23 protein-coding genes and 1 pseudogene are annotated in these 25,551 nt (G+C 50.1%); all 24 read right to left on the bottom strand.

Features of this window, described 5'->3' with window-relative positions; genetic code table 11:
* Positions 1 to 619: pseudogene (locus tag ACY69O_RS00235) on the bottom strand (F0F1 ATP synthase subunit alpha); the annotation flags it as partial.
* A 27-nt stretch (positions 620 to 646) separates the two neighbouring features.
* The gene (atpH, locus tag ACY69O_RS00230; protein WP_462331466.1) at positions 647 to 1,189 is read right to left on the bottom strand and encodes an ATP synthase F1 subunit delta; all 543 of its coding nucleotides are present in this window, start codon (positions 1,187 to 1,189) and stop codon (positions 647 to 649) included.
* A complete protein-coding gene (atpF, locus tag ACY69O_RS00225; RefSeq protein ID WP_462331465.1) occupies positions 1,183 to 1,686 on the bottom strand; it encodes a F0F1 ATP synthase subunit B in 504 nt (167 codons plus the stop codon). The genes atpH and atpF overlap by 7 nt, the downstream gene beginning before the upstream one ends.
* A 69-nt stretch (positions 1,687 to 1,755) precedes the next feature.
* Positions 1,756 to 2,001 carry an ATP synthase F0 subunit C gene (atpE, locus tag ACY69O_RS00220; protein WP_462331464.1) on the bottom strand — a complete coding sequence of 82 codons (246 nt, stop codon included), beginning with the start codon at positions 1,999 to 2,001 and terminating at the stop codon, positions 1,756 to 1,758.
* Positions 2,002 to 2,100: 99 nt separating this feature from the next.
* Complete coding sequence (atpB, locus tag ACY69O_RS00215; RefSeq protein WP_462331463.1) at positions 2,101 to 2,778, bottom strand: F0F1 ATP synthase subunit A; 678 nt, start codon at positions 2,776 to 2,778, stop codon at positions 2,101 to 2,103.
* A gap of 27 nt (positions 2,779 to 2,805) precedes the next feature.
* Positions 2,806 to 3,153: an ATP synthase subunit I gene (locus ACY69O_RS00210; RefSeq protein WP_462331462.1), complete on the bottom strand. Its 348-nt coding sequence runs from the start codon at positions 3,151 to 3,153 to the stop codon at positions 2,806 to 2,808.
* 130 nt (positions 3,154 to 3,283) lie between these two features.
* The gene (locus ACY69O_RS00205; protein WP_462331461.1) at positions 3,284 to 3,547 is read right to left on the bottom strand and encodes an AtpZ/AtpI family protein; all 264 of its coding nucleotides are present in this window, start codon (positions 3,545 to 3,547) and stop codon (positions 3,284 to 3,286) included.
* 23 nt (positions 3,548 to 3,570) lie between these two features.
* Positions 3,571 to 4,734: a non-hydrolyzing UDP-N-acetylglucosamine 2-epimerase gene (gene wecB, locus ACY69O_RS00200; protein ID WP_462331460.1), complete on the bottom strand. Its 1,164-nt coding sequence runs from the start codon at positions 4,732 to 4,734 to the stop codon at positions 3,571 to 3,573.
* Between the two features lie 16 nt (positions 4,735 to 4,750).
* Entirely contained in the window at positions 4,751 to 5,809 is a 1,059-nt protein-coding gene (locus ACY69O_RS00195; RefSeq protein WP_462331459.1) for an MraY family glycosyltransferase, read from the bottom strand.
* 115 nt (positions 5,810 to 5,924) lie between these two features.
* Entirely contained in the window at positions 5,925 to 6,773 is an 849-nt protein-coding gene (locus tag ACY69O_RS00190) for a histidinol-phosphatase (protein ID WP_462331458.1), read from the bottom strand.
* A 110-nt stretch (positions 6,774 to 6,883) separates the two neighbouring features.
* The gene (locus ACY69O_RS00185) at positions 6,884 to 7,696 is read right to left on the bottom strand and encodes an HAD family hydrolase (RefSeq protein ID WP_462331457.1); all 813 of its coding nucleotides are present in this window, start codon (positions 7,694 to 7,696) and stop codon (positions 6,884 to 6,886) included.
* Between the two features lie 11 nt (positions 7,697 to 7,707).
* Positions 7,708 to 8,703: a putative heme d1 biosynthesis radical SAM protein NirJ2 gene (gene nirJ2 / locus ACY69O_RS00180; protein ID WP_462331456.1), complete on the bottom strand. Its 996-nt coding sequence runs from the start codon at positions 8,701 to 8,703 to the stop codon at positions 7,708 to 7,710.
* Complete coding sequence (gene nirJ1 / locus ACY69O_RS00175) at positions 8,700 to 9,890, bottom strand: putative heme d1 biosynthesis radical SAM protein NirJ1 (protein ID WP_462331455.1); 1,191 nt, start codon at positions 9,888 to 9,890, stop codon at positions 8,700 to 8,702. The genes nirJ2 and nirJ1 overlap by 4 nt, the downstream gene beginning before the upstream one ends.
* 20 nt (positions 9,891 to 9,910) lie before the next feature.
* Positions 9,911 to 10,513: a TetR/AcrR family transcriptional regulator gene (locus ACY69O_RS00170; protein WP_462331454.1), complete on the bottom strand. Its 603-nt coding sequence runs from the start codon at positions 10,511 to 10,513 to the stop codon at positions 9,911 to 9,913.
* Between the two features lie 206 nt (positions 10,514 to 10,719).
* Positions 10,720 to 11,886: a S41 family peptidase gene (locus ACY69O_RS00165; RefSeq protein ID WP_462331453.1), complete on the bottom strand. Its 1,167-nt coding sequence runs from the start codon at positions 11,884 to 11,886 to the stop codon at positions 10,720 to 10,722.
* Positions 11,887 to 11,906: 20 nt separating this feature from the next.
* Positions 11,907 to 13,049 carry a murein hydrolase activator EnvC family protein gene (locus ACY69O_RS00160; RefSeq protein WP_462331452.1) on the bottom strand — a complete coding sequence of 381 codons (1,143 nt, stop codon included), beginning with the start codon at positions 13,047 to 13,049 and terminating at the stop codon, positions 11,907 to 11,909.
* Between the two features lie 12 nt (positions 13,050 to 13,061).
* Positions 13,062 to 13,949: a permease-like cell division protein FtsX gene (gene ftsX, locus ACY69O_RS00155; protein ID WP_462331451.1), complete on the bottom strand. Its 888-nt coding sequence runs from the start codon at positions 13,947 to 13,949 to the stop codon at positions 13,062 to 13,064.
* Positions 13,939 to 14,625, bottom strand: coding sequence for a cell division ATP-binding protein FtsE (ftsE, locus tag ACY69O_RS00150; protein ID WP_462331450.1), 687 nt, complete (start codon positions 14,623 to 14,625; stop codon positions 13,939 to 13,941). Before ftsE ends, ftsX begins: the two co-directional genes overlap by 11 nt.
* Positions 14,626 to 14,904: 279 nt before the next feature.
* The gene (csaB, locus tag ACY69O_RS00145; RefSeq protein ID WP_462331449.1) at positions 14,905 to 16,002 is read right to left on the bottom strand and encodes a polysaccharide pyruvyl transferase CsaB; all 1,098 of its coding nucleotides are present in this window, start codon (positions 16,000 to 16,002) and stop codon (positions 14,905 to 14,907) included.
* The gene (locus ACY69O_RS00140; RefSeq protein WP_462331448.1) at positions 15,999 to 18,050 is read right to left on the bottom strand and encodes a DUF5693 family protein; all 2,052 of its coding nucleotides are present in this window, start codon (positions 18,048 to 18,050) and stop codon (positions 15,999 to 16,001) included. Before ACY69O_RS00140 ends, csaB begins: the two co-directional genes overlap by 4 nt.
* A 3-nt stretch (positions 18,051 to 18,053) precedes the next feature.
* Positions 18,054 to 18,737: a hypothetical protein gene (locus ACY69O_RS00135; RefSeq protein WP_462331447.1), complete on the bottom strand. Its 684-nt coding sequence runs from the start codon at positions 18,735 to 18,737 to the stop codon at positions 18,054 to 18,056.
* 87 nt (positions 18,738 to 18,824) lie between these two features.
* Positions 18,825 to 19,932 (bottom strand): peptide chain release factor 2 gene (prfB, locus tag ACY69O_RS00130; protein WP_462331446.1). Its coding sequence is split into 2 segments (ribosomal slippage): positions 18,825 to 19,862 and positions 19,864 to 19,932, totalling 1,107 coding nucleotides; the frame shifts between segments, so codons are not numbered across the junction.
* 39 nt (positions 19,933 to 19,971) lie between these two features.
* Complete coding sequence (gene secA, locus ACY69O_RS00125; protein WP_462331445.1) at positions 19,972 to 22,503, bottom strand: preprotein translocase subunit SecA; 2,532 nt, start codon at positions 22,501 to 22,503, stop codon at positions 19,972 to 19,974.
* Between the two features lie 206 nt (positions 22,504 to 22,709).
* Positions 22,710 to 25,551: hypothetical protein (locus tag ACY69O_RS00120; RefSeq protein ID WP_462331444.1), on the bottom strand; the 2,842-nt coding region annotated here is incomplete at its 5' end.

Below are 25,551 nucleotides of genomic sequence, written 5' to 3'. Positions count from 1 at the left end.
GTGCAACTGAGGACGCTTTCTGTCCGAATGCAACATAGACGCAGAAACAGTTCTGGTCGTGCTGGATGATGATCGTATCGACAGCGATAGAAGTTTTACCTGTACCACGGTCACCGATGATCAATTCGCGCTGTCCACGTCCGATAGGAACAAGGGCATCAATGGATTTGATACCTGTCTGGAGCGGTTCATGGACTGATTTTCTGTCTGCGATGCCAGGAGCCTTATTCTCGATAGGACGGTATTCCGTCGTCTCGATAGGTCCTTTGCCGTCGATAGGACGGCCGAGAGCATCAACGACACGGCCGATCATTGCTTCGCCTACCGGCACCTGCATGATTTTGCCCGTGCGTTTTACCGTTGCGCCTTCCATGATCTCTGTCTCACGACCGAGAACAACGGCGCCGACATTGTCCTGCTCAAGGTTGAGGACCATGCCGAATATATCGTTACCGAAGTCGAGCAGCTCGCCTGCCATAGCCTTCTGCAGGCCGTGGATGTGGGCAATGCCGTCGCCGATTTCGATAACAGTACCGACATCATCAACGCTCAAATCAACGTTATAGTTTTTGATTTGGTCTTTGATGATGGCTGTTATCTCTTCCGGATTCATCTTCATAACTTAGCTGTCACCCCAATTTCACACTTAATCCGCTAATAGCTCTGCCTGCAGAGCCTGCAATTTGCCGGTCAGGCTGCCGTCGATGCGTTTGTCGCCCATACGGACGATAGCACCGCCGATGATTTTCGGGTCCAGGTGCGGACGCAGCTTGATCTGCTTTCCTGTGACTTCCGCAAGCTTGCCGGAAAGGCTTTCTGCCTGCGAAGCCTTAAGCTCACGTGCCGTGGTAACATCCGCGACAACAATGCCCAACGCTTCGTTGGCAAAGCTTTCATACTCGCTTACGATTTCGTCAAGAAGCTCGGAACGGCCCTTTTCCACCAGCATGCAGAAGAAATTCTGCACCATTTGGGAAAGACCTTCTTCCGCACTTGCTTTAGCGGCTACTTCTTTTTTTGCCTGCACGGGAATCATCGGGCTTGCCAGATATGTTTTCAGTTCCGGAAAGCTGTCGATGTCAGCACTGAGCTGCTTGAGCTCTTTGCCGTACTCGTCCAGCTTATTCTCCTCCTGCGCGAGCAGGAAAATGGCCCGGGAGTACTTGTTTGCAAGCTGTAAATTTAACATGACAAATCACCGATCTTATCTTTCGTGAGACCATCGATGAACTCCGCTACGATCTGTTCGTCAGCGGCGTCGTCCATTTTGCGGCCCATCAGCTTTGCAGCAGCGGCAAGAGACAAAGTAATCATATGACCCTTCATCTGTTTAGCAGCTTCGTCGCGTTCCAGCTGGATCTGCGCTTTAGCTGTTTCTTTCATCTTTTCAACCTCAAGACGCGTGGACTCCTTCTGAGCCTTCGTGTCCTCGGCTGCACGCTGGTTTGCAGCGTCAAGGATTTCCTGTGCTTTGCTGCGTGCATCTGCGAGCTTCGCTTCGTATTCCTTCTTCATCTCTGCGGCCTGAGCGCGGTCCTCATCTGCCATACGGATATTGTTTTCAATCTTTTCCGTACGGGCATGAAGCGTAGCGAGGAGCGGGCCCCAGGCAAACTTTTTGAGCACCAGAAGGAGGACGAGAAAGTTCAAAATCTGCACAAAAAATGTAGAGTTGATGTCTAACATCCCTATACCTCCTTACCTTATGAAAAGGCGACCGCTCGAACAAGCTGTCGCCTTTCTATTCACTCTGGCTTATTTTGCGAGGAGCGGGTTAGCGAAGATAAGGATAAGAACAACAACCGTTGCGATGATCGGCATGGACTCGATAAGACCGCAGGAAACGAGTGCGTTCGTGAAAAGTGCATCTTTAGCTTCCGGCTGACGTGTGATACCTTCCATCAGACGGCTGAGAACCTTGGAATCGCCGTAAACAGCCATAACAGCTGCAACGCACATAATAACCATAACTGCGATAAGAGACATAATAACTGGTGACATGGATAAAATCCTCCCTTAAATAAATAAAAAATTTTTTGATAAATGGCTGAATAACGCGGTATCTTATACCGCAGCCCGCCACGGCTTTCAATAGTTAAATCAATCGTGATGCTTTTTAACAGACGGTGCGATGTACGTAATGGAAAGCATCGTAAAGATGTATGCCTGTACAACGCCGACGAAGATACTGAAAAGCACCCAAGGTGTGCTCGGCAGCCAGTTCACAACACCCGGCACAAGTGCCAGAATGATGATGATGAGAACCTCACCTGCCAGGATATTACCGAAAAGACGGAAGGCAAGCGATGCCGGCCGCGACAATTCTTCGATAACATTTACGATGATGAACGGCGCAAACGGCTCAACGAAATGCTTCAGATGGCCGATTCCCTGTTTCGCAATTCCAACGCCGTGATTGACGAAGAATGTCATCAGGATAGCCATACTCAGCGTCGTGTTCAAATCGTTTGTCGGAGATTCCATCCCCGGAGTCAGACCAAGCCAGTTGGCTATCATCAGATACAGGAACACCGTCATGAAAAGCGGGACAAGGAAAAGTCCTTCTTTGCCGATCATGTTCTTGACCTGGGTCTCCCAAAGCTCCGCAATCGCCTCAACTGCGTTTTGCCATCCCGTCGGAACCTCTTTAAGATTCCGCGTCGCCAGTACCGCGACCAGGATTACGATTGCCATCGTAAGCCATGTCATGAGAATGGTATGCTCGTTAAATGTATAGCCGCCAATCTCTATGACCTCGCGGACACCGATTTTGTCCATAAACCCCCCTCCTTTGCTTGTAAAATATCAATCCTCATCAGACTTCCTGAGCCTGGACGCCACAAGACATCCAAACGCAAGAAACATGAACAGGAAGTAGCCCACGATAGTGACGAAGAAGGCTGAAGATGATATCTTTGCCATGAGTGCCAAAATCGCTGCCAGCGACCCGAACCGTATAAACGGCCCACGCCTGAACTGCCGGACTGCCTTCTTCTCATCGAAAGCCGCCCCGCTCATGCGGTTCGTCATGGTCCAACAACATAAGGCTGCCGTAAAATACCCGACAAAAAGCGCGCCGATAAGTGTTCCCTCTCCCATAGACAGCAGAGCGAGAGACATTATGAGCGTGCTGAGCGCCAGGAGCTTGGTCATCCAAATGCCGCCCCGACCATATACTGATAAGAATTTTCCCATATTCCTCCCCGGCCTTAAGCCTCAGATGAATACTGAACACAACTTAGCATTATTATACTGCTTATAAATATATGAACGCAAGAAAAAACTATCTTTTCTCTATCATTTTTTTATATAAAGAAAAGATTGCCACAGGAAATCCTAAGAAAATTCCCGTGAGAAGGCCCTTTGGCTCCGTTCCGAAAAATGCATCAAATTTCATACCGAGCCAGATACATACTCCGACAGTCGTCGCAAGATAAATTCCAAGCCCGAAAAACAAAGAAGCCGCATAGACAACTCTACGCAGCTCTTCATAATTTTCCCACGGATTCTTTGGATTTTTGGAATTGTTTCCTTTGTCATCCTTCATACGAATCCCTCAATATTCTGATGTTAGTCAACGCCCTTGAAACGCTGCGGAGCTTCCGGCGCCAGTCCATAGTGATAGAGGATTGCCTGCACAATACGTTCGGCAGCTCTGCCGTCGCCGTACGGATTAACCGCCTCGGCCATGCGGCTGTATTCCCCGGCATCTGTCAAAAGACGTTTTGCCTCACTGTAGACACGTTCCCGGTCTGTTCCGATAAGCTTTACCGTTCCTGCGGCAACAGCCTCCGGACGCTCCGTCGTATCGCGGAGAACAAGGACAGGTTTGCCCAATGCCGGAGCTTCCTCCTGAACTCCGCCGGAGTCCGTGAGGATAATGGCAGAACGGTGCATGAGGTTTGCAAAAGGCTCGTAGTCCAGCGGATCAATAAGATGAACACGTTCTACGCCGCCAAGCTCCTCCTTAACGACCTCCCGTACCTTCGGATTTTTATGTACGGGAAAAACGATTTCAATATCAGGAATTTCTTCAATAAGCTGTTTCAATGCCTGATAGACGTGGCGCATTGGTTCGCCGAGATTTTCACGGCGGTGCGTCGTAACAAGCACGATACGGTGTTTGCCGAAACCGATGCCTGCAAGGGACGGGTCAAAATCAAATTCATCGCGCACCGTATGATGCAGCGCGTCAATGACAGTATTTCCCGTTACGAAAATATTATCCTCCTGAACATTTTCCATCAGAAGGTTGTTCTCGGACGTAGACGTGGGCGCAAAATGCAGGTCCGCAATGGCACCTGTCAGATGACGGTTCATCTCCTCCGGGAACGGCGAGTATTTGTTATGCGTGCGAAGGCCCGCCTCCACATGTCCCACCTCTGTCTGGTGGTAATATGCGGCAAGAGCGCCCGCAAAGGTAGTAGTCGTATCGCCGTGTACCAGCACGATATCCGGCTTTTCCTCGGAAAGGACCTTGTCCAGTCCGCCCATGGCACGCATGGTAATATCAAAAAGCGTCTGCCCCGCAGCCATGATATCCAGATCATAGTCGGGTTTGATATGAAAGAGATTCAGTACCTGGTCGAGCATTTCACGGTGCTGTGCAGTTACAGCCACGACCGGTGTAATCATATCGGAATGTTTTTCGAGCTCCAAAACAACCGGAGCCATTTTAATAGCTTCGGGCCGTGTGCCGAAAACGGTCATTACCTTTATCTTTTTTTCTGCCATCCCAACAGTCCTCCGTTCAGCGGCTCTGCGCCGAAGTAGATGTATTCATCCGAAAAATGCCGATACGTTTAGCTCCGTAAAGAACGGCCGCCACTACCCCGAGCATTATCAAAAGCGCGAGTCCTCCGGAAACCTCAGTCATTGCGATAGCACTGGAGCCCAGAAGCGCACTGATGACATACATCAAAAGCACTGCCTGCCGCTGTGTAAAACCAAGATTCAGCAGACGGTGATGGAGATGGCCCTTGTCCGGTTTGAAAATAGGTACGCCGCCGCGATAGCGCCGTACAATAGCAAATGCAGTATCAAGAATCGGGAGACCGAGCGCGAGAATAGGCACGATAAGCGCAATAGTAGTTGCGCTCTTTACCGCGCCGATAATGGAAATACCCGAAAGCATGAATCCCAGGAACATGCTGCCCGTATCGCCCATAAAAATCTTAGCCGGGTTGAAGTTATACCAGAGGAATCCGAACGCGGAACCTGCAAGAGCAGCCGTAACTACAGCCACAAGCAGGATATCCTGCTGAAGCGCAACGAGAAAAATCGTCACTGAAGCAATCGTCGAAACACCGGCTGCAAGGCCGTCCAGTCCGTCGATAAGATTTACCGTATTCGTAATGCCTACCATCCAGAATATGGATCCCGGAATCGTAACATAGTCATAGAGATAAAGGATATCGCCGAACGGGTCCGTGATGAAATCAATGCGGACACCGAATCCTACCGCAACAGCCGCGCAGACAATCTGTCCAAGCAGCTTGACCTTTGCCGGAAGATTCTTATAGTCGTCGATAAGACCGAGAATCACGATAAGTGTTCCGCCAATCATGAGTCCCATCATTCCCTGCGCAATATCCTCAGGAAGCTCATTCGAAGAAAGATACATCAGCATTGCCGTCATGAATGCAGCGTATATTCCGAGCCCGCCGATACGCGGAATCGGTTTCTTATGAACCTTTCGTGCGTCCGGCGCGTCAAGAGCACCGGTCTTAAATGCAAGCTTAATAACAAGCGGCGTCACAAAGACAGCAGCTGCCGCCGCAACGAAAAAAGCCATAAAATAACTTGGCATTTTCTCACCCTTCTTTCCATCTGCATATTGTACATCAAGAAATCCGTTAATGTCAATCAAAGGAAGTGTCTTCAGTGATAATCTGCCAAGCTATACCCGCGCCCGTACACAGACGTCAGAACCTGACCATGCTGCGGTCGCGTTTGTCAAAGCGGACCGACTCCGTATAGCCGTACTTCTTCACATATGCAATGGCATCATCAATGTAAGCACCGCAGTCCTCCGGCTCATGAGCATCAGATCCGAAGGATATGGGCAGATGATATTCAGCCGCCATCTCCATAAAATCAGGATACGGCGATATCTCTTTAATCGGATATCTGTATAATGTCCCCGTGTTCACATCAACAACCATGTCTGCTTTTTTCATCGCCTTTGCCACACGTTCAAGATACGGTGTCACATCAAAGTCCGGCAGGAACTTGAAGAGCCTTATGTTGAAGGGATGCCCCAGCACATCATAGGTTCCTCCCGCGCAGAGATACTCGGCCTCCGAGGTATACCATTCATATATCTCTTCAAGCGAATGGTTATTCCATTCGTCCTTTATTTCAGATGAATCATACGCCCAGCCCTGAAGGAAGTGCACCGAGCCGATGATATAGTCGAAGGGATACTGGCGCAGAATATTTTTTACCGCCACCTGCTGACGGAAATTGCAGACCTCGATGCCTGTCTTCACATCATGACCTGCCAGCTTCAGCTCCTCCATAAAATCAAAATAATCCTCAAGAGAGTACATGAACTTTTTCTTTTTCAGCCATTTCTGCTGAAACTCTCCCACAAAGGAATCGTCCAGAATAAGATCATTATAATAGAAGGGTTCAAACTCCTCGAAGCCGTGACTGTGCTCCGAAATGCCAATCTCATCAATACCGCGCTTCTCAGCCGCGTCAAAAAAGCCCTGTACCCATGCAGCGTCGTAGCTTCCGTGTTCAAAATGCATGTGATAATCAAGTATCATATTTCTTCCCTCCGATTTACAATTTTACACATACATATATTACGCCATTGCCGTGATTTTGTCGAAGCCAAAATAAAAAAAGAACCCTTCCGTGGAAAGGTTCTTGTCATTTATCCCATCATGCCCTGCGCCATCATCTCGCGCAGCTTTGTCATAACTCCGTATTCCGTATTGGGCGGCGCGGTGTATTTCGCGACCTTTTTTACATCGGGATGCGCGTTTTCCATTGCGAATCCGTAACCGACTGACTCAAGCATCTCAACATCATTGAGATAATCGCCGAAGGCAGCACATTCTTCGGGCTTTACACCCAAAAGCTGCTGTACTTTTTTAATTGCTGTGCCCTTGCTGACGTCGGGATTCATTATATCAACCCAATAGCCGCTGCTCAAAACCACCTGCAGCGGGTCCGCAACGGCATCTCTGAGCTGCGGATAAATATACTCCTCCGCATGTCCGCGCTCGGCATCGCATACAGCCACCTTGATGACTTCCTCCTGCTCCGCCGCCTCGCGTATATCATCAACAAACCTGCACTGGGTAAAATACTGGCGCATTGCGTCAAAGTAAGGCTCCCACATCCGCGTTACAAAAGCAAGACGCTTTCCGCAGACAACAGGGTACGCTCCCGGAATCTCTCCCGCGGCGTCCAGCACACGCAGGATATCCTCCCGGTCCAGTTCATTTGAAAAAAGCTCCTCATCATGACGTGCAACGAAGGTTCCGTTCTCAGCAACAAAAAGGAAATCATCTATATATTTTCCCATCTGCTTCAAAAGTGCCGAATACTGACGGCCGCTGGCAGGCGCAAACAAAACGCCGCGCTCCTTCAGCTCGGACATCACCTCATCAAACTGAGGTGGCATCTTTCCTTCCGCGTCAAGAAGAGTTCCATCCATATCACAAAAAACGACTTTAATCATTAGCTGTCCATTCACTGTCCTTTGCGTCCATGATACAGGCACCACGGCTCCTCCGCCATGTAGTCCCCGTCGTGGTAATACGCCGCACGGGCACGGCAGCCTCCGCATGCATGCTTGAACTTGCAGGTGCCGCAGCCTCCCGAATAATCCATCGTGCGAAGCTTCTTCAATACCTCGCTGTTCTTCCATATCTCATCAAAGGGCTGCTTTCTCACATCGCCGATTTCCATATTGAGGTACGCGCACGGCTGCACTTTTCCACGGGGACCGATGATGCAGTATGCCAGTCCCGCGAGACAGCCCCTGCGGAATCTTGTCTTTACTCCCATGAGTGCCGCAATCCGCAAAAACTGCGGCGCGCAGGTCGGCTTAAGCTCTATGTCGACCTCCTGCTGCTTCTTCATAATACGTGTAAGAACAGCCTCGTACTGTTCCGCACGCAGGGATTCCTCCTCTATAGAGGTTGCACGTCCCGTCGGGACAAGGAAGAAGAAATGATGCGCAACCGCGCCCTTTTCCACGGCAAAATCCGTCATTGCCTCAAGCTCAGATTCGTTCCAGTCCATGACTGTCGTATGAATCTGAAAAGCCAGTCCCGCCGCGCGGCAGTTTTCCATGCCCCGTACAGCGGCTTCCCAGGCGCCTTCCTGTCCTCTGAATTTATCATGCTTTTTCTTATCCAGGGAGTCCAGGGAGATTCCCATGCCCATGGCCCCCGCGGCCTTCAAATCCTTTGCCAGCTGCGGTGTAATAAGAGTTCCGTTCGTACCGAAAACCGGTCTAAGTCCCAAATCCGAAGCAAATTTTACAAGCTCCAGAATATCAGGTCGCATGAGTGGCTCTCCGCCCGAAAAAATCATTATCTTAAAGCCTGCACGGGCGATTTCCGTGAGCATTTTTTTAGCTTCTGCCGTTGAAAGCTCGTCCTCTGCCTTCGCTCCCGCATCACGGTAGCAGTGAGCGCAGGTCAGATTGCAGGCGTTGGTGGTGTTCCAGGATACAATCATTTAACTGCCTCCCCGTGAATCTCTTCATCCGTCAGATAGCATGCAGGATCGGATTCCCAGTAATCTCCCGTACGTGCCTCGGCACGGGTACGGAAATTTCCGTTGCAGACCGAGAGGAAACGGCAGGTTGCACAGCGTCCCTTCAAAAGCGGCTTTCTGTCCTTGAGGCCCGCAAGAATCGGATTATTTTCCACATCCTGCCAAATCTCGCTGAACTTGCGCTCGCGCACATTTCCGAAGGTATGGTGCTGAGTGAACTGGTCGGGATGGACATAGCCCTCCGGGTCAACCTCACCGAAGGCGATACCCGAACGGTTGCCGCCATTCATGGAAAGGAAGGACCATATCTGCTCTGCGAGCTTTTCATCTCCTGCCTCTTTTGCTTTCAGATACATGTAGACACCGTCGCAATGGTTGTCAACCGTAAGAATCTCCTTCTCAAGACCGCGCTCCTCAAAATCCCTGGTACGGCGAAGAATAGTATCCACTGCCGCGCGGGACTCCTCAGGCGTAACGTCCTCCTTGACCATCTTTTCGCCGCGTCCTGAATAAACGAGATGGTAGAAGCATACTCGGTTTATCTGCTCGCGTTCTATAAAATCAAAGATATTATCAAGCTCTTTAACATTATGTTCATTTATAGTAAATCGCAAACCAACACGCTGCCCGACTGCGACACAATTTCGAATGCCCTGCATTGCAGCCTCATACGCGCCTTCCTTGCCGCGGAACATATCATTGACGTCCTGCAGTCCGTCCAGCGAAATTCCCACATAGGCAACTCCGATATCCTTTATCTTCTGTGCCACCTCACGGGTGATAAGTGTACCGTTCGTAGAAAGGGTTGGCCTTACACCCTTCTGCTTCGCATAAGCGGCAAGCTCAAAAAAGTCCGGACGTACCAGCGGCTCACCGCCCGAAAAAAGAAGTGCAGGAACATGAAAATCCGCGAGGTCGTCAATAAAACGCTTTGCTTCCTCCGTCGTAAGCTCATTCTCATGCTTCGCTGCATCCGCGTCCATATAGCAGTGGCGGCATTTGAGATTGCATGTGCGGGTGGAATTCCACGCAACAACAGGTCCGTGCCCCTCAGAGGCACCATGCTTCATCTGCGCCGCGCCGGGCCGGTATCTCAAATCATCTCCATCATAATTCCTTGAAAACAACAGTTTCGTAACACTGATCATAGCTTCTCCCTGTCTTCTCCCTATCTGGGCTCAATGCCCTTTAAAATAAACCCGACCTTTCGGGCAACATTGTCACCGAACGTATACGGCAGCGAACTGAACGATGCTGCCTGAAAAATCGAATGGAACATCTCTGTGACAAGATCCGGGTCCAGTGTTTTGTCGAATTCCCCGTGCTTCTGGCCGTATTTTATGATATCGGCAAAAACACTCTTAAATCCCGGAGACCTCACCGGCTTCTCATTCATATGCTCCCGCACATTCGGAATTTTTCCCGCCGTCCCCAAAAACAGCGGAAGTACATACGGATTTGCCGAAAGCGCTTCTGTCGTATTCTTGACCGCCTCACGAAGAATAGTCTCTGCGGGCTCTCCGTCATCCATAGACTTCACAGCCTGATTGCAAATCGTCTCCGCAATCTCCTGAAGCAGACAAAAAAGCAACGCGACCTTTGACTCAAAATAGTTGTAAAACGTACCTACTCCAAGGCCGGCCTCTTTCATGATATCAGCGATTGAGGTCTCTGTCACGCCATTTTCCGTAAAATTCCGTACAGCCGCGTGCATGATGCTCTTTTTAGACTCTATCTTTTTCCGCTCGCGCCGTCCCATCAGCTTCCCCATTATTATTCTCCTTTCATTAATTTCTGATTAAACCTTCTGCCTTCTATTATAATATATTTTATGTATAAAAGAAAGTAAAAACTGAATTATCTTCATGTTTTTATTCATTTTCCCAAAACACCGTGAAATCACAGTTCCGGCAAAAATAATGCCGCTGTCCGAATCCTGCCTGCGCAGAATCCAAACAGCGGCAATATAATTTGTTTTTATTGTTCCTGACTTTTCTTCAGCTTTTCGCGAAGTATGTCTATGGCTTTTTCAAGCTGCATATCAGTCCTTGCGTCCTGCGGCTGCTCAACAGTAACGTCCGGTGTGATACCTACCCCGTTGATGCTTCTCCCGTTCGGCGTATAGTAACGCGCGATTGTGAGCTTCACCGCTTCGGTACGGTCAGGCATAGGCAGAACCACCTGCACGGAACCTTTTCCGTAGGAAGTAGTTCCGACCAGTGTTGCCGCGCCTGTATCCTGCAGCGCGCCTGCAAGAATCTCGGAGGCACTGGCCGAATTCCCGTCGATGAGCACCACCATCGGAACAGTCGGCTCAGAAAGCGAAGATGAATGTTCTTCTCTCGTGCCGTCGCGCTGTACTACGGAAACAACAGGACCTGCAGGGACAACGAGGTCCGCAATTTCTACGCATGTTTTGACATAACCGCCGGGATTTGCGCGCACATCAATAATCAATGCCTGCATTCCTTCATCCTGAAGCCTGCGGTAGTCCGTCTCGAACTCCTTTGCCGTAGTGTCGCCAAAGGACGCTATACGTATATAGCCGATTGAAGTTCCGTCAATCATACGGCCCGCTGCCGTTTTCACGTGAATATTATCACGTGTTATGATATATTCCTGTTCTGTTCCGTCAGCGTGGCGTATTAAAAGAACGACTTCCGTTCCTGCCTCGCCGCGGATAGCCATTGCCGTAGTCTCAGAATCCATGGACGAAGTCGGCGTTCCGTCAACCGCCAGTATCTCATCTCCGACCACAAGCCCTGCAGCTTCTCCCGGTGTTCCTTCGAGTACGGACATGATATGCACTCCGTTCTCAAAGCCCATTACAACACCGATTCCGCCGAAGGTGCCTCCTGTCTGCTCAATCAGCTTTTTATACATCTCCGGGTCAAGATAGACCGAGTACGGATCCCCCAGAGATTTCACCATACCGGATATGGCCCCGTCCATGAGCTTGTCGTAGCTTACCTCATCTACATACTGAGTTTCCACGAAGCGCATCATGATGAGGAAGCGGGCAAACCGCGCGTATTTATCCGGTGTAAGCCCAAGCGACCATGCAAATCCGCCGATTGTAAGTAGCGAACCGGCGACTGCCGCCGCAAATAGGGCAAAAATATATTTCTTTCTGCTTCTTAGCAAAATTCCACCTGCTTTAATTCTTAAAAGTAGCCCATAGGATCAACCGGCTCACCGTTTTCACGCACCTCGAAGTGAACGTGCGGTCCTGTCGAGTTTCCTGTAGAGCCACAGTATGCGATAACATCACCCTTAGACACGTTCTGCCCTTCACCTACATTAAGCTGCTCGTTATGACCGTAGAGAGTAGATATTCCACCCCCGTGGTCAATGATAACAGCATAGCCGTAGCCTGAAATCCAGCCTGCGTAAACAACAGTTCCGGCTGCTGCGGCGTAAACCGGCTCACCGTAGTCGCCACCGATATCAACACCGCTGTGGAAACGCGAATCACCCGTAATAGGGTGAGTACGCCATCCGAAATCAGAGGTTATTTCGTCGCTGGCAATAGGCCATAACAGTCCGCCCGCGCCCGACACAGCCGGCCCTCTGTACTGGTAACGGCGTGCCTGAATGAGTTTTTCAACCTCTTTCGATGCCGCGAGCATTTCCTGGTATGCCTGCTCCGAAAGCGCCTTATCATTCTCCATGCGTTCAAGAAGGACATCTTTATCATGCTTTCTTGCACGCAGCTCAGCACGTTTTGAAGCGGCATCGCGGACAAGGGCTATCCTCATCTTACGTTCGCTTTCCAGCTGCGCCTTTGCCTTCTCAACAACACGCTTATCCTCCAGCACCTTCTGCAAAAGCTTGTAATCCGATTTTATTACGCGTGTCAGAAGATCCATACGCGTAATAAAATCATTGAAGCTCTTCGCACCGAACAGCACATCTATATAGCTTATCTGCCCGTGCATATAAATGTTTCTCACACGCTTCGAGAGAAGCTGTGTCTTTTCGTTAAGCTCAGCCTGTGTCTTCCGAAGGAGCTCCTTATTGTCCGCAATACGGCGCTCTGTATCCTCCAGCGCGCTCTGCACCTCGGCGTACTCCTCTTCCGCGTCCTTGACGTATCCGGAAAGTACCCTGAGCTGCTCAGAAACGCTGTCTATTTTCCCCTGTATGCGCTCAGTCTCTGCCTGCTGTGCGTCGGCACGGATCTGCAGCTCCTCAAGCTGTGCTTCAAGAGCTTCCGTATCATCGTCCTCAGCCCGTACGGCAGCCGGCGTGAAAAGCATTATGCCCGCCAGCGACAGCGCCGTTGCCCATTCCTTCCATCTCTTCATCCCGATTCCTCCTTACGCCTTCAGGAAACGTTTCAGAGAAATCGTACTGCCGATGGCACCGATTGCCATTCCGCATATCATGATTCCGATTCCTACATAGCCGATAAACGGGAACATTGGAATAAGCGGGAAAAATGCAAGAGTTTCGTAAATCTTGTTTGTAACTATTCCGTATGCCAGTCTGAGGGCAAAAGCGGCAAAAACACCGCCGAAGCAGCCGAGGACAATGCCCTCAAGCAGGAACGGCCAGCGTATAAACCAGTCCGTAGCGCCCACGTATTTCATAATGGCAATTTCCTTGCGCCGCGCAAACACAGTCAGGCGGATTGTGTTTGAAATGATAAAAAGAGTCGCGCCGCCGAGAAGTATCATGAGAGCAAATCCGAAAATACGGATAAGGCGCGTGATATCAAACATATGCTGAACCACGTCCTGGCCGTATTTTGCAGACTCGACGCCTTTTATTTTTGCAATCTCATCAGCAGCAGCCTTGACCATATCAGGGTGCTTTACCTTGACCTCAAAGGAATTCGGTAAAGGATTCGTATCTCCTATAGCTTCAAGCAGGAATTTCTGTTCTCCCAGGCGTTCCTCGAAGCGCGACATAGCCTCAGCCTTGTCAACAAAGGTCACCTTATCAATGCCCTGCATGGATTCCAGCATGCCGCGGATATCCTCGATGCTGCTTTCAGATACCTCGTCCTTCAGGTAGACGCTTATCTCCACCTGTGACTCGAGGGATTCAGCCATACGGTTCATGTTCATGACAAGAATCATGAACATGCCCAGAATAAACAAGGATACCGCAACCGTGCTGACAGAGGCTATTGCCATCCAGCTGTTGCGGCGGAGCGAGAAAAAGACCTCGCGGATAACGTACTCTAAAGTACTAATTTTCATAACCGTATACCCCCTGCGCCTCGTCGCGGACTATTTTGCCTCCCTCAATAGCGATGACGCGCTTTCTCATCGTATCAACGATATGCTTGTCATGCGTAGCCATGACTATCGTTGTTCCGCTTGCGTTGATGCGCTTGAAAATATCCATGATTTCCCATGACGTTTCAGGGTCGAGATTTCCCGTGGGCTCGTCAGCAATGACAAGCGCCGGGTTATTCACGATAGCGCGCGCGATAGCGACACGCTGCTGCTCGCCACCCGAAAGCTGGGACGGAAAATTCTTGTATTTGTCACGGAGTCCCACAATATCCAGCACCGCATTGACACTGTGCTGCATACGGCGGCGCGGTGCCTCTATTACCTGCATCGCAAAGGCAACATTCTCAGCCACCGTTTTATCCGGAAGAAGACGGTAATCCTGGAACACGACACCCAGTCCGCGGCGAAGATACGGAACCTCACTGTTATCCATATTCACCACATCGTGGCCGTTGACTATAAGCTCTCCGCTGGACGGAAGAACCTCTCGAAACAAAAGACGAATAAACGTTGACTTGCCTGCACCGCTGGCGCCGACAATAAAAACGAATTCGCCTTTCCCTATCTCCACATTAACGCGTTCCAGCGCAATAGTGCCGTTCTCATATGTCTTTGAAATATCCTTCATCTGAATCATGGAATTTTACCCCTCCATGCATATTCCATTTCCGAGTTCAAAATTATCTCAATCTCTTCTATTATAATGCCTTAAATCAAAGTTTGCCATAGCAAACTTTCCTCTGCGGCATTTCAACGAGGCTGGAAAAATAAACCAGCCGCCTATTTATATGCTCTCGTTCCCGCGCCTACAGAGATTTGGAAAACATTTTTTCCGAGTTATACACGATTTCACATCACAGGAAAATGCTTCTTTTCCCTAATAATACAAAAAAAGACCGCCCGAAAGCGGTCTCATTTATTTCTTATTTTTCATTAGGTCGAGAGCAAGCTCGGCATTGCGGAACGCAAGACGGCGAAGCTCTGCCAGCAGCGAGGCATTCTTTTCCTGCACCTCTCCGCGCAGCTTCCATTTCTCCCTGACGTCCTTCATAAGATTGTCAGCAGTGACAGTCTTGAGGTCAGCCGCAGGCTTCTGTCCGATGGAATCGAGGAAACGGTCGATTTTCGGGTCGTATGAAATGCCCACCATGGGCACGTTCATAACCCCTGCGAAAATAAGCGCGTGAAGACGTATGGAAATCAAAAGGTCCAGATTTCCGACTATGGATAAAAGCTCGCTTGTCGTATACTCCTCATCAAGCATGATTGCAGAGCTCTTCATGCGTGCAGCAATCTGCTTTGCAGCCTCAACATCCTCCGGATACTGCATCGGAAGGAACAGTATGCGTGCATCAAGCTCTTCTGCCATACGGTCTGCTGCCTCGGCAATAGCCTTTTTATAGCCAACCCATCCGCGCCATTCACGCACAGATATGCCGATTACAGGCTTTGCTCCGTCGGCCTTGTACCGTTTAAGCACAGCACGTCCGATTCCCCTGTCAACGGGATGGATAGCCAGCACCGGATCCGCCGTAACCTCAATTGGAGGACGGGAAACACTGAGGCTCCTGAGCTCTTCCAGAGAACCGTGGTCGCGTACTGTAATGAGTGAAACACGGCTGGAAATCGCCGTCATAAGCCAGCGCGCAAAGCCGCCGCATACAGGGCCGATTCCCTGTGCATAGAGCATGACAGGCTTGCCCAAAAGCCGCGCCAGAAAAATCACTCCGAGATAGTAGTAAAGACTTCTGCCGCTGGTGACATTCTGCAAAAGACTGCCGCCGCCGGAAATCATCAGGTCTGCATTTTTAAGTGCCGAAACAATAGCCCCGACATCGAGCCATGATACAGCCGCGACACCGTGACGTTTCTCTGTATCTTCCGGGTTTGCCGAAATTACGGTTATATTCAGTTTCGGTTCCAAATCGGATAAAACCTCGATCATTGCGGCGAGCATTGCCTCATCGCCGGCATTTTTCGAGCCGTAATACCCGGAAACTACGATATGATTCATTCTTTCTCCTCACCCATGTGTTTTGCTTTTTCCATGAGTCTGTACCATGCGGCAGCCAAAAGAACAGCTGCCGTGCCTATCATGGCACCGCCGAGCACGCCTCCGATACCGCGCGCAAATGACATCATGACCGGAGTGCGCATGTGCGCAAAGGTCTCAACCATGGACCCCTGTCCAATGGTTGCCACCAGTACGAGTATGAAGAATACCATGGTCGGCCATTTTTTCCACCAGGCAAACGCAGCAGCAAGAAATGCCGGATGCCCGATAAGAAGCTCTTTCGAGCGTGGGCGCGCATAAAGCGCCTGTTCAAGGAACGCACGGAAGCGAAGCTCCAGCCCGGAAACCGGCATTCCCATATTATGTCCCGAACGCGCGATGAACACAACGCCCGCGACGAGTACACCGAAAAGCACCATAAGGGTACTTACTTTTACGGGCATATCCATAAGCTTTTTAAGCTGTTTGACAAGGCCCTCTCCGTCAGGAGCATCAAACACGCTGAACCGCTGCAGAAATGCAGCAGCTACCAGAATTATCGGCATGACAAATGTCAGCTTAATTCCGCGGAAAATATTTACCTCAAGGAAATATTCTACATCTGAAAGCGCACCCGAAAGATACGCCGCGCCGGCAAAAGCCATAGTTCCCGTAACGAACAGCGCACCCACCGAAACAATGATAAAGCGCGCAAGCGACTCAGGGCGTTCCTCACGGCAGCGGATCCAGTCGAGCTGACGGATAACGGCCAGCGCAGGGAATATATTCGCGCTGGCGAGAGCCGCAATAAGGCGGATTTTCCCGCCATGTCCCATAAGAACAGGAACAGCAGCAATGACACCGAACAAAGCAAAGAGCAGAAGCTCAAGCTTCGGACGGCGGTTAAGATACGGAATAACAAGAGACAGATACAGAACACCCGCAGCCGCCACGCCGAGCATAATCAGCGCACGCAGAACAGGCGACGGTTCAAAGGGCGCAAATGTTCCCGCAGGTCCGAGAGTAAATCCCTTTCTCTGCAGAATTTCCTTTGTCTCCGCGAAATATTTCATATTCGTTTCTACAAGCGACATTTCAGGAGCCGGTGCCTCATAAATACGCATGAGGTTGACGCGGATATTGCGTTCCTCGTCCGTATTTGCCCAGCGCTCCACGGCAGCAGCCATTTTCATTTTAGGCTGCTCGTCCTTCGGAATGGAATACACCCTTGCGGCTCTGTAATCCATGCCCTTTGCCAGCTCCACAAGTCCGTCCTGCTGGTAGAACTGAAGCTGCGTCGTGGCCTCAATCATGCCAAGAGTGATATTTCTCTTTTCACATTCTTCAATTACCGTCTTCAGGCGTTTCGGCGCACCCAGCACCTCTTTGCCCGAATAAATAATTTCAGACACGCGGATGCCGTCCATACGGGCAAATACCGCATGGATATCATCATCCGTTACTTTTTCGTAGTTGCTCGGACGCGCGATGACATAGAAGCCCGCATCATTAACGGCCTTCATTTCATCAGTCGGCATACCAAGGTTCATTTTTTCAAAGGACTTGTAATTTGCCTTTACGGCAAGCGCCTCATGGCCGTCCACCATAAACGGGCGCACACGGTCAGCCCCCAGACGGCGGATAAGATCTTCTCTTACCTCGCGGTAGGTCTGCGCATCATGGCCGGTAACATAGACCTCTGTGCCGACAATCTGACCCTGCTCAACGAGAGCACGCCATTCCTGACTCACAAGAGCGCCTGTCTGGTAGTTTTCAAGAATTTTGCTGCCCGGTACGGCACTGGCTTTACCGTTCAGATTGAGCTTTTTGAAGGTCGTCTCATAGACTGCCAGCGACGTAATGCCGGCTTCCTTTGCCTGACGGAAAATCTCCTCCGGCTTCTCTCCCGAGCGTTCAGCAAGCTCTAAAAGGCCCTCATAATCAATAGCCATATCAATGCTGAGATTCTGCTGCTCAGCACGATAGCGCATAACATTGACAACGAGCGCCGAAACCAGTCCCACAAGAATCACAAGGACAAGCAGACGGTTATAACGAAAAGCTTTCATCTTTTACTTCCTTTTTGCAGTCAGTGTAACCTGCCCTGTTTGCTGCTCAACGGAGTCAAGTTCCACAGGGAGCTTCATTGTCCGAAAATCCGCAAGCATAATATCACCGAAAAGGTCTCCGGTAAGAGCACGTCCCAACAGCGCATTTTTTAAATCCAGCCGCGTCATGCGAAAATAAAGGCATCCGCTGTCTTCAAGCAAAACGCCCTCAAGATGCACGTCCGCCGTAAATCCCATGAGTTTCGCCTTACCGTCCGCGGAAATACGCTGCGGGGTCATGGTAACCTTGACCTCACGCACCTTATCCACCTTACGCATCAGCGTATCGGCAAGGTCAGCCTCCGTGACAACGCCCGTAATAACAAGCTCGTCCGCGGATTTTACTTCTATCTTCCCGTCCTCAAGCCCTGTAACCGGCATATCTACGCCACGGCCCTTTAGGGACAGGGAAGAAAATTTAACATCGCCGAGCATCGCATGCTCAGCGGAAACATCCATTGTGTCAAAGCGCCCGAACAACATCAGTATAGCCGGAGTTGTTCTAACAGAAGCGTCCACCTTGTCTGTCCTGAGTGCCGTCTCCAGCCGTGATTCCACGGTTTTCGAGGCAATCGGCGGCATAAACACTTCGACAAACACAATAAACATTATGAAGAGTAACGAAACAATAGTCAAGGCTTTGCGCAAAATATCACCCACTCAAAAAAGCAGCAGGAGCCCAGCCGGACGGGCTGTCAGGCCTGCTCCTGTATTTTAGCTTAAAACGCCCATGTATTACAGCTCGTTATTAGCCCTTGCGGCAAGATATGCTTCGATGAACATATCAATCTCGCCGTCCATGACAGCATCTACGTTGCCTGTTTCCGTGTTCGTACGGTGGTCTTTTACCATGGTGTACGGCTGGAAAACATAGGAGCGTATCTGGCTGCCCCACTCAATCTTCTTCGTCGCGCCGAGAATCTTCGCGCGCTCCTCTTCTCTCTTTTCCTCTTCAATTTCAAAGAGTTTTGCACGCAGCATGTTAAGGCAGACCTCGCGGTTCTGCAGCTGCGAGCGCTCGTTCTGGCACTGTACGACGATACCCGTCGGAAGGTGCGTCATACGGACTGCCGAAGACGTCTTATTGATATGCTGACCGCCGGCGCCGCTGGAACGGTATGTATCAACACGGACCTCGTCCATGTTGATTTTAACTTCCTGCGCGTCCTCAATCTCCGGCATGACCTTGCAGCCCGAGAAGGATGTATGACGGCGTGCGTTTGAATCAAAGGGCGAAATGCGTACAAGACGATGAATACCCTTTTCGGATTTCAGATAGCCGAAAGCATTATGTCCGCGGATAAAGAGCGTTACGGATTTTACACCCGCCTCATCACCCGGCAGCAGATCTACAGTCTCTACTGAGAAGCCGTGACGCTCTGCCCAGCGCGTATACATGCGGAGAAGCATCTGCGTCCAGTCCTGCGCCTCTGTTCCGCCCGCGCCCGCGTGCAGCTCAAGATACGCATTGTTGGCATCGTACTCACCCGAAAGCAGTACCTCAAGCTCCAGAGAACGGAGGCTTGTCTTGAGATCTTCAAGTTCTGCCTTTACATCATCCTCGGAAATATCCTCCGGCGACTCCATACCGAGCTCCCAAAGAGCCAGCAGGTCATCTGCCTTCTGCTCAAGGGTGCGGTATTTATCAACGCTTATTTTGATGTCGTTGAGTTCCTGGTTTATCTTCTGTGCTTTCTCAGTGTCGTCCCAAAAATCAGGTGCGCCCATTTTGTATTCGAGCTCAGCGATTTTTTCTTCCTTTGCAGGGACTTCAAAGAGATGACCCCATTTCGTCCAGCTTTGCCTTCAAAGCTGTTATTGGTGCTTTAAGATCTTCTAACATTTGACGAATTCACTTCCTAAATCTATGATACTTTGTTTATTACTTATTTTTGCCGCAGCAGTTCTTATACTTCTTTCCGCTGCCGCAGGGGCAGAGGTCGTTGCGGCCTACATGCTCGGAACGGACCGGCTTTTTCTTGGAGCGTGCTTCCGCATCGCTTGTCTCTTCACCATGAGATGCCTGTGCGTTCTGCAGATGGTCCTCCAGCTGACGCTGTTCCTCCGTCACGACACTCACATGATACATGAGCTTCGCGATGTCCGTCTGAATCTGCTGTACCATCTCTTCGAACATATTGTAGCCTTCGATTTTGTATTCAACCAGCGGATTTCTTTGGCCGTAAGCGCGGAGATTGATACCCTGACGCAGCATATCCATGTGGTCGAGGTGTTCCATCCACTTGTTGTCTACAACACGGAGCATAACAACCTTTTCAAGCTCGCGCATCATTGTCTCGGAGAACATTTCCTCGCGTTTCGCGTAGTTGTCCTCAGCCAGCTTTTCCAGGGTTTCCTGCAGCTCGTCGCGGCTCATCTGCTCAAGCTCTTCCTTGTCCAGGCTGCCTTTCGGAGCATAGATTTCCTCTGCGTCCTCGATAAGTCCGTCCAGAGTCCATTCCTCCGGATAGAGCTTCTCGTTGGCATACTGGTTCATCTCGCTCTTGATGATTTCCTTGACCATATTCATGATGTTCTCACGGAGACCTTCGCCGTTAAGTACCTGACGGCGCTGAGCGTAGATAACCTCACGCTGCTGGTTCATGACATCATCATATTCAAGGACATTTTTACGCATATCGAAGTTTCTTGCTTCGACCTTCTTCTGGGCGTGCTCGATGGAGCGTGTGATAAGGCTGTGCTCGATAGGCTCATCCTCTTCCATGCCCAGCTTGTCCATAACAGAAGCAATATTATCCGCAGCAAAAAGGCGGAGCAGGTCGTCCTCAAGGGACAGGTAGAAACGGGAAGAACCCGGGTCGCCCTGACGGCCCGCACGTCCGCGGAGCTGATTGTCGATACGGCGGGATTCATGGCGCTCAGTACCGATAATGCAGAGACCGCCCATCTCCTTGACACCTTCGCCAAGCAGAATATCTGTACCGCGGCCTGCCATGTTCGTAGCAATTGTAACCGCACCCGGCTGGCCCGCATCCTTAATGATTTCAGCTTCCTTCTCATGGAACTTGGCGTTCAGCACATTATGCGGAACACCGTGCTTGTGAAGAAGCGCGCTGAGCTCTTCGGACTGGGTGATAGACGTCGTACCGATAAGAATAGGACGTCCCGTTGCGTGCATTTCATCAACTGCCTTCGCAACAGCCTTGTATTTCGCCTTTTTCGTCTTGTAGATAAGGTCAGGCTCATCAACACGCAGTACCGGACGGTTCGTCGGAACAACGATAACCGGCAGATTGTAAATCTTGAGGAACTCGTTTTCCTCTGTTTTTGCCGTACCTGTCATGCCCGAAAGCTTGCTGTACATACGGAAATAATTCTGGAACGTGATGGTTGCCAGGGTCTGGGACTCACGCTGTACCTTAACGCCCTCTTTAGCCTCGATTGCCTGATGCAGACCTTCGGAATAGCGGCGTCCGAACATCAGACGGCCCGTGAACTCATCGACGATAACGATTTCACCGTCACGGACGACGTAATCACGGTCGCGCTTCATAAGTGCCTTAGCGCGGAGAGCCGCGTTGAAGCAGTGGGAATACTCGATATTCTCAGGAGCATAAAGATTCTTTACGCCAAGAGCGCGCTCAATCTTATGTACCGATTCGTCGCTTGGAGCAACCGTTTTCTGCTTTTCGTCAACCTTGTAGTCCTCGCCTTCACGAAGAGGAGCGACAGCAGCAGCCATTTTCACATAAACGTCCGTGGATTTTGCGCCCGGACCGGAAATGATGAGCGGTGTACGCGCCTCATCAATAAGGATACTGTCCACCTCATCCACAATGGCATAGTTCAGCTCGCGCTGTACCATCTGGTCAGCGGAGATTACCATGTTGTCGCGCAGATAGTCAAAGCCGTACTCGTTGTTCGTACCGAAGGTTACGTCGCAGCTGTAGGCATATTTGCGGGCAGGAAAATCCATGTCATGCTCGATAAGACCGACGGAAAGACCGAGGAACTTATAGAGATGACCCATCCACTCGCTGTCGCGCTTAGCCAGATAGTCATTGACCGTGACCATGTGTACGCCCTTGCCTGTAAGCGCGTTCAGGTAAACCGGCAGAGTTGCCACCAGAGTTTTACCTTCACCTGTCTTCATCTCGGCAATGCGTCCCTCATGCAGGCACATACCACCGATAAGCTGAACATCAAAATGACGCATACCCAGCACACGGCGCGATGCCTCACGGCATACCGCAAAAGCCTCCGGCAGAATATCGTCAAGTGTTTCGCCTGCTTCCAGACGGTCTTTGAATTTCTGTGTATAACCCGCCAGCGTTGCATCGCTGATATCCTTCAGACCTGCTTCGAGGCTGTTGATTTTCTCCACGACGCCCTGGTAGCGTTTGATTTCTTTTTCGTTATTATCACCTAAAAACCGTTTTAAGAAACCCCACAAAATTAAACCACTCCTAACCTGTATAGGTAAAAAATGCACACTTATTCATACTAACTCTCAATTTTATCAGAGACACGCATATAAGTCAAAGAGATCACAACAACCCCTGCAAGCAAATGAAACTTATTCATCACCCGTTATTACCATGAAAAAAGACGCCGCAAAACGCGGCGCCCTTTTATCATCTCATATTAATTTTACAGCCGTTACTTTGACAGAACAACTGCAGCTTCGCCCTCGGCAAAAGCTGTTGAAAGCAGCTCAGACAGCTCCGCCGGAGACATCTCAATGATTGGTTTGAACTTATTTCTCTTCGCGCCGTAACGAATAACCGCGCTGTCCTTCAAAGTGTCCATCGTAGTGCCCTTGAGAAGCGGTTCAGTTCCGAGAACCCTGACTTCATCCCGCAGGCTCTCGAGAACAACCGTGCTGCCTCCGTCGCTTCTGCTGGATGCGTGAACGGTGATGATGTTCGCCGACGGTACAGCAGGCTTCACATTAATGCCTGTGTCCTCAATGGTGAGGAAGCGCAGGGAACCTCTTCTCTCGCGCTCGATCTCGCCGCCGTCCTCCTCATTCTCCTCAGAGTTGTCAGAGGCGACCTCTTTCCAAATCACATCATTTTTTGCGTCGGACTGTTCCTCCGCCTTGTCCGCAGGACGGAAGGAAACATTCGGGTGGTTCGGTGAATCGTCATTCACAGGACGCGGCGCCGTTGCTTCCTTCGGCATATCAAGCCCCTGCCCGTCAACAACCGCCGAATCCTCAGAAACCGGAACAACCCCAGGGAATGCGAGGAGGCTTCCCGAGCTGGACGGCACCACAGCATCAGGGTCATAAACCGTCAAAGTTCCTTTATGTGCTGTCACCTTACCGACAACATAGTTTCCGCCAACAGCCTTTTGCCAATCCTTGCCTGTTATATCAAGAATCCCCTCATAAATTCCAATCTCAGGGTTTTCCTTGATTTCTCTAAAGCTATAACTTGTATCAAGTGAATCCCCGTTAACAAATCCCGCCTTGACAGTGACGTCTGAACCGGTCATAGTCGGATTTTCATCACTGTACGCCTTTCTTTTATTGCTGACCGTATATTCGATATCAATTTTAAGCGGATTTACATTCAGATTGTCAGTAGTGACAATTTTATAGTTGTTATTTTTGCTTGTAATCTTCGGATTGGTGAAGTCTGTTTTGTATGTGCCCGCGTTCAATTTGTTTTCGTCTTTGTTATATTTAACGTCCGAAAGAGAATTGCTGTCTATATCAAGCACATCGGTATTCTCACCGTTAACAAAGCCCGTCAGACGCATGGAATATTTTCCTCTCTCACGGATATTTTTCGCTTCGGCATCCGTTGCAGCAATTACTGCACCGCTTACAGAATCCTGTCCATATGTCTTTTCACCTGCAACTGCCACATTCAGCTCGCGCGGCACAATGATGACTGCCGCATTGGAGTCGACAAAGTATCCGTGCTGCGGAGACCACATATTTGCGTTCTCGTATGTGTATTTAGAAGACACTCCGTTGATGTCATTCGCGTTCGTTGTACCGGATTTGACCTTCCATTCCGCAGAGTTATAGTTGCTTATCGTGTCAACCCCGTCCGTGGTAACATTGCAGCCCTTGCCATCGCCGAAGAAAGCTCCGCCGTAAAAATCTTTGACATCCGTGGTGACAAGGTTATGAACCGTTCCGTCATACTCATACTGACGGTTGATGTTGATACGCTTCATGAAATGCTTCAAAAGCGGCGTAGCGGAGTTGGAGTAAATCATCCAGTTCTCATTCTGGTTTGAAGTCCCCGTCCAACTAACACCACCACTCAACTTATCCGTTTTGATGTTTGTTGCCTCATAAAGAGTCTTAGCGTCCACGCCGGAGACGTCCCCAGCACCAAAAGCTCGACCAAGGGTCGTAATATCTTTCCCATCCTGACGCTTCGTTACATAGAAGCTGTCAGCAACCTCGCCGCTGTTTTTGTTTTTGATACCGCCGAAATCACCCATGGTGTCCGAAACAGCAGTATCATCCTTTGCTTTTACGCGTCCTGCGTTATATACCTGGGAAATCGTACCACTCTCCATGTCGCCCACAACACCGCCGACATTTTCTTTTCCCGTGACCACCGCATCGCGGTAAGCAAGACGATTGTTATAAGTGCGGACAGATTCAGGAGCTTGCTTCAAAACCTTCTCCGTCGTCAGTGGGTTTTCCGTATCGTTGTTCTTAATCCACTGCTGCTTGCTCTGGTCATACTGATAAACGTCTCCGTTTTTAGCAGTAAATCCGTAGTAAGCATTGTTATCCGCAGAGTTTATGTCCTTATTCGCAGCTGCCGTCATAAGCACAGTATTATTGTCAGCATTGTATGCCTTGCTGATGGATGAGTCCTTCATCGTGCCAACAACACCGCCCACGTTCGTATCGCCCGTGACATTGCCCGCATTGTATGCAGTCTCTATTGAAGCGTTCTCCATGTAACCTGCAAGGCCGCCAACATTTTCTTGCCCTGAAACCTGTCCAAATTTACTTTTTTCTTTTTCTTCGTCTTCCTTAGTGATTTCGGTTTTGAGAGTCTCACCCTCGTTGGTATTGTATGTGGCCTTTATGGAAACGGTATTCGCGCCGCTTCCCTCCATGCTTCCAACTATACCGCCGGTATAATTCTTTCCGGAGATTGTTCCGTTGTTCATGGACTCGGAGATAAGCGCCGCGCTGCTATCCGTACTCTGAAGATGACCCACAAGACCGCCCGTGTAAGCACCGATGCCCGTAACGCTTCCTTTGTTTTTGCTGCGGTCTATGGTATATCCGACACTTTCTCCATCAACAATACGGCTTCCCACAGCAACACCAACAATACCGCCTGTCTCCGTCACGCCGTTAATGACTGCCTCATTCACCGAGGAACGGATGCTGCCGTTCGCCATGGAGCCGACCACACCGCCGACACCATTGCCGCCGCTGATATTCACTGCCGGCGCGTTCACAGCAGTGCTCTTTTTGATAGTAATGCCCTCAAAACGAGCGTTATTTGCCTCG

It is taken from the genome of Schwartzia sp. (in: firmicutes) (assembly GCF_978017985.1).
The sequence above is the reverse complement of the archived record's forward strand: the minus strand, read 5'-3'. Positions and strand labels throughout refer to the sequence as shown.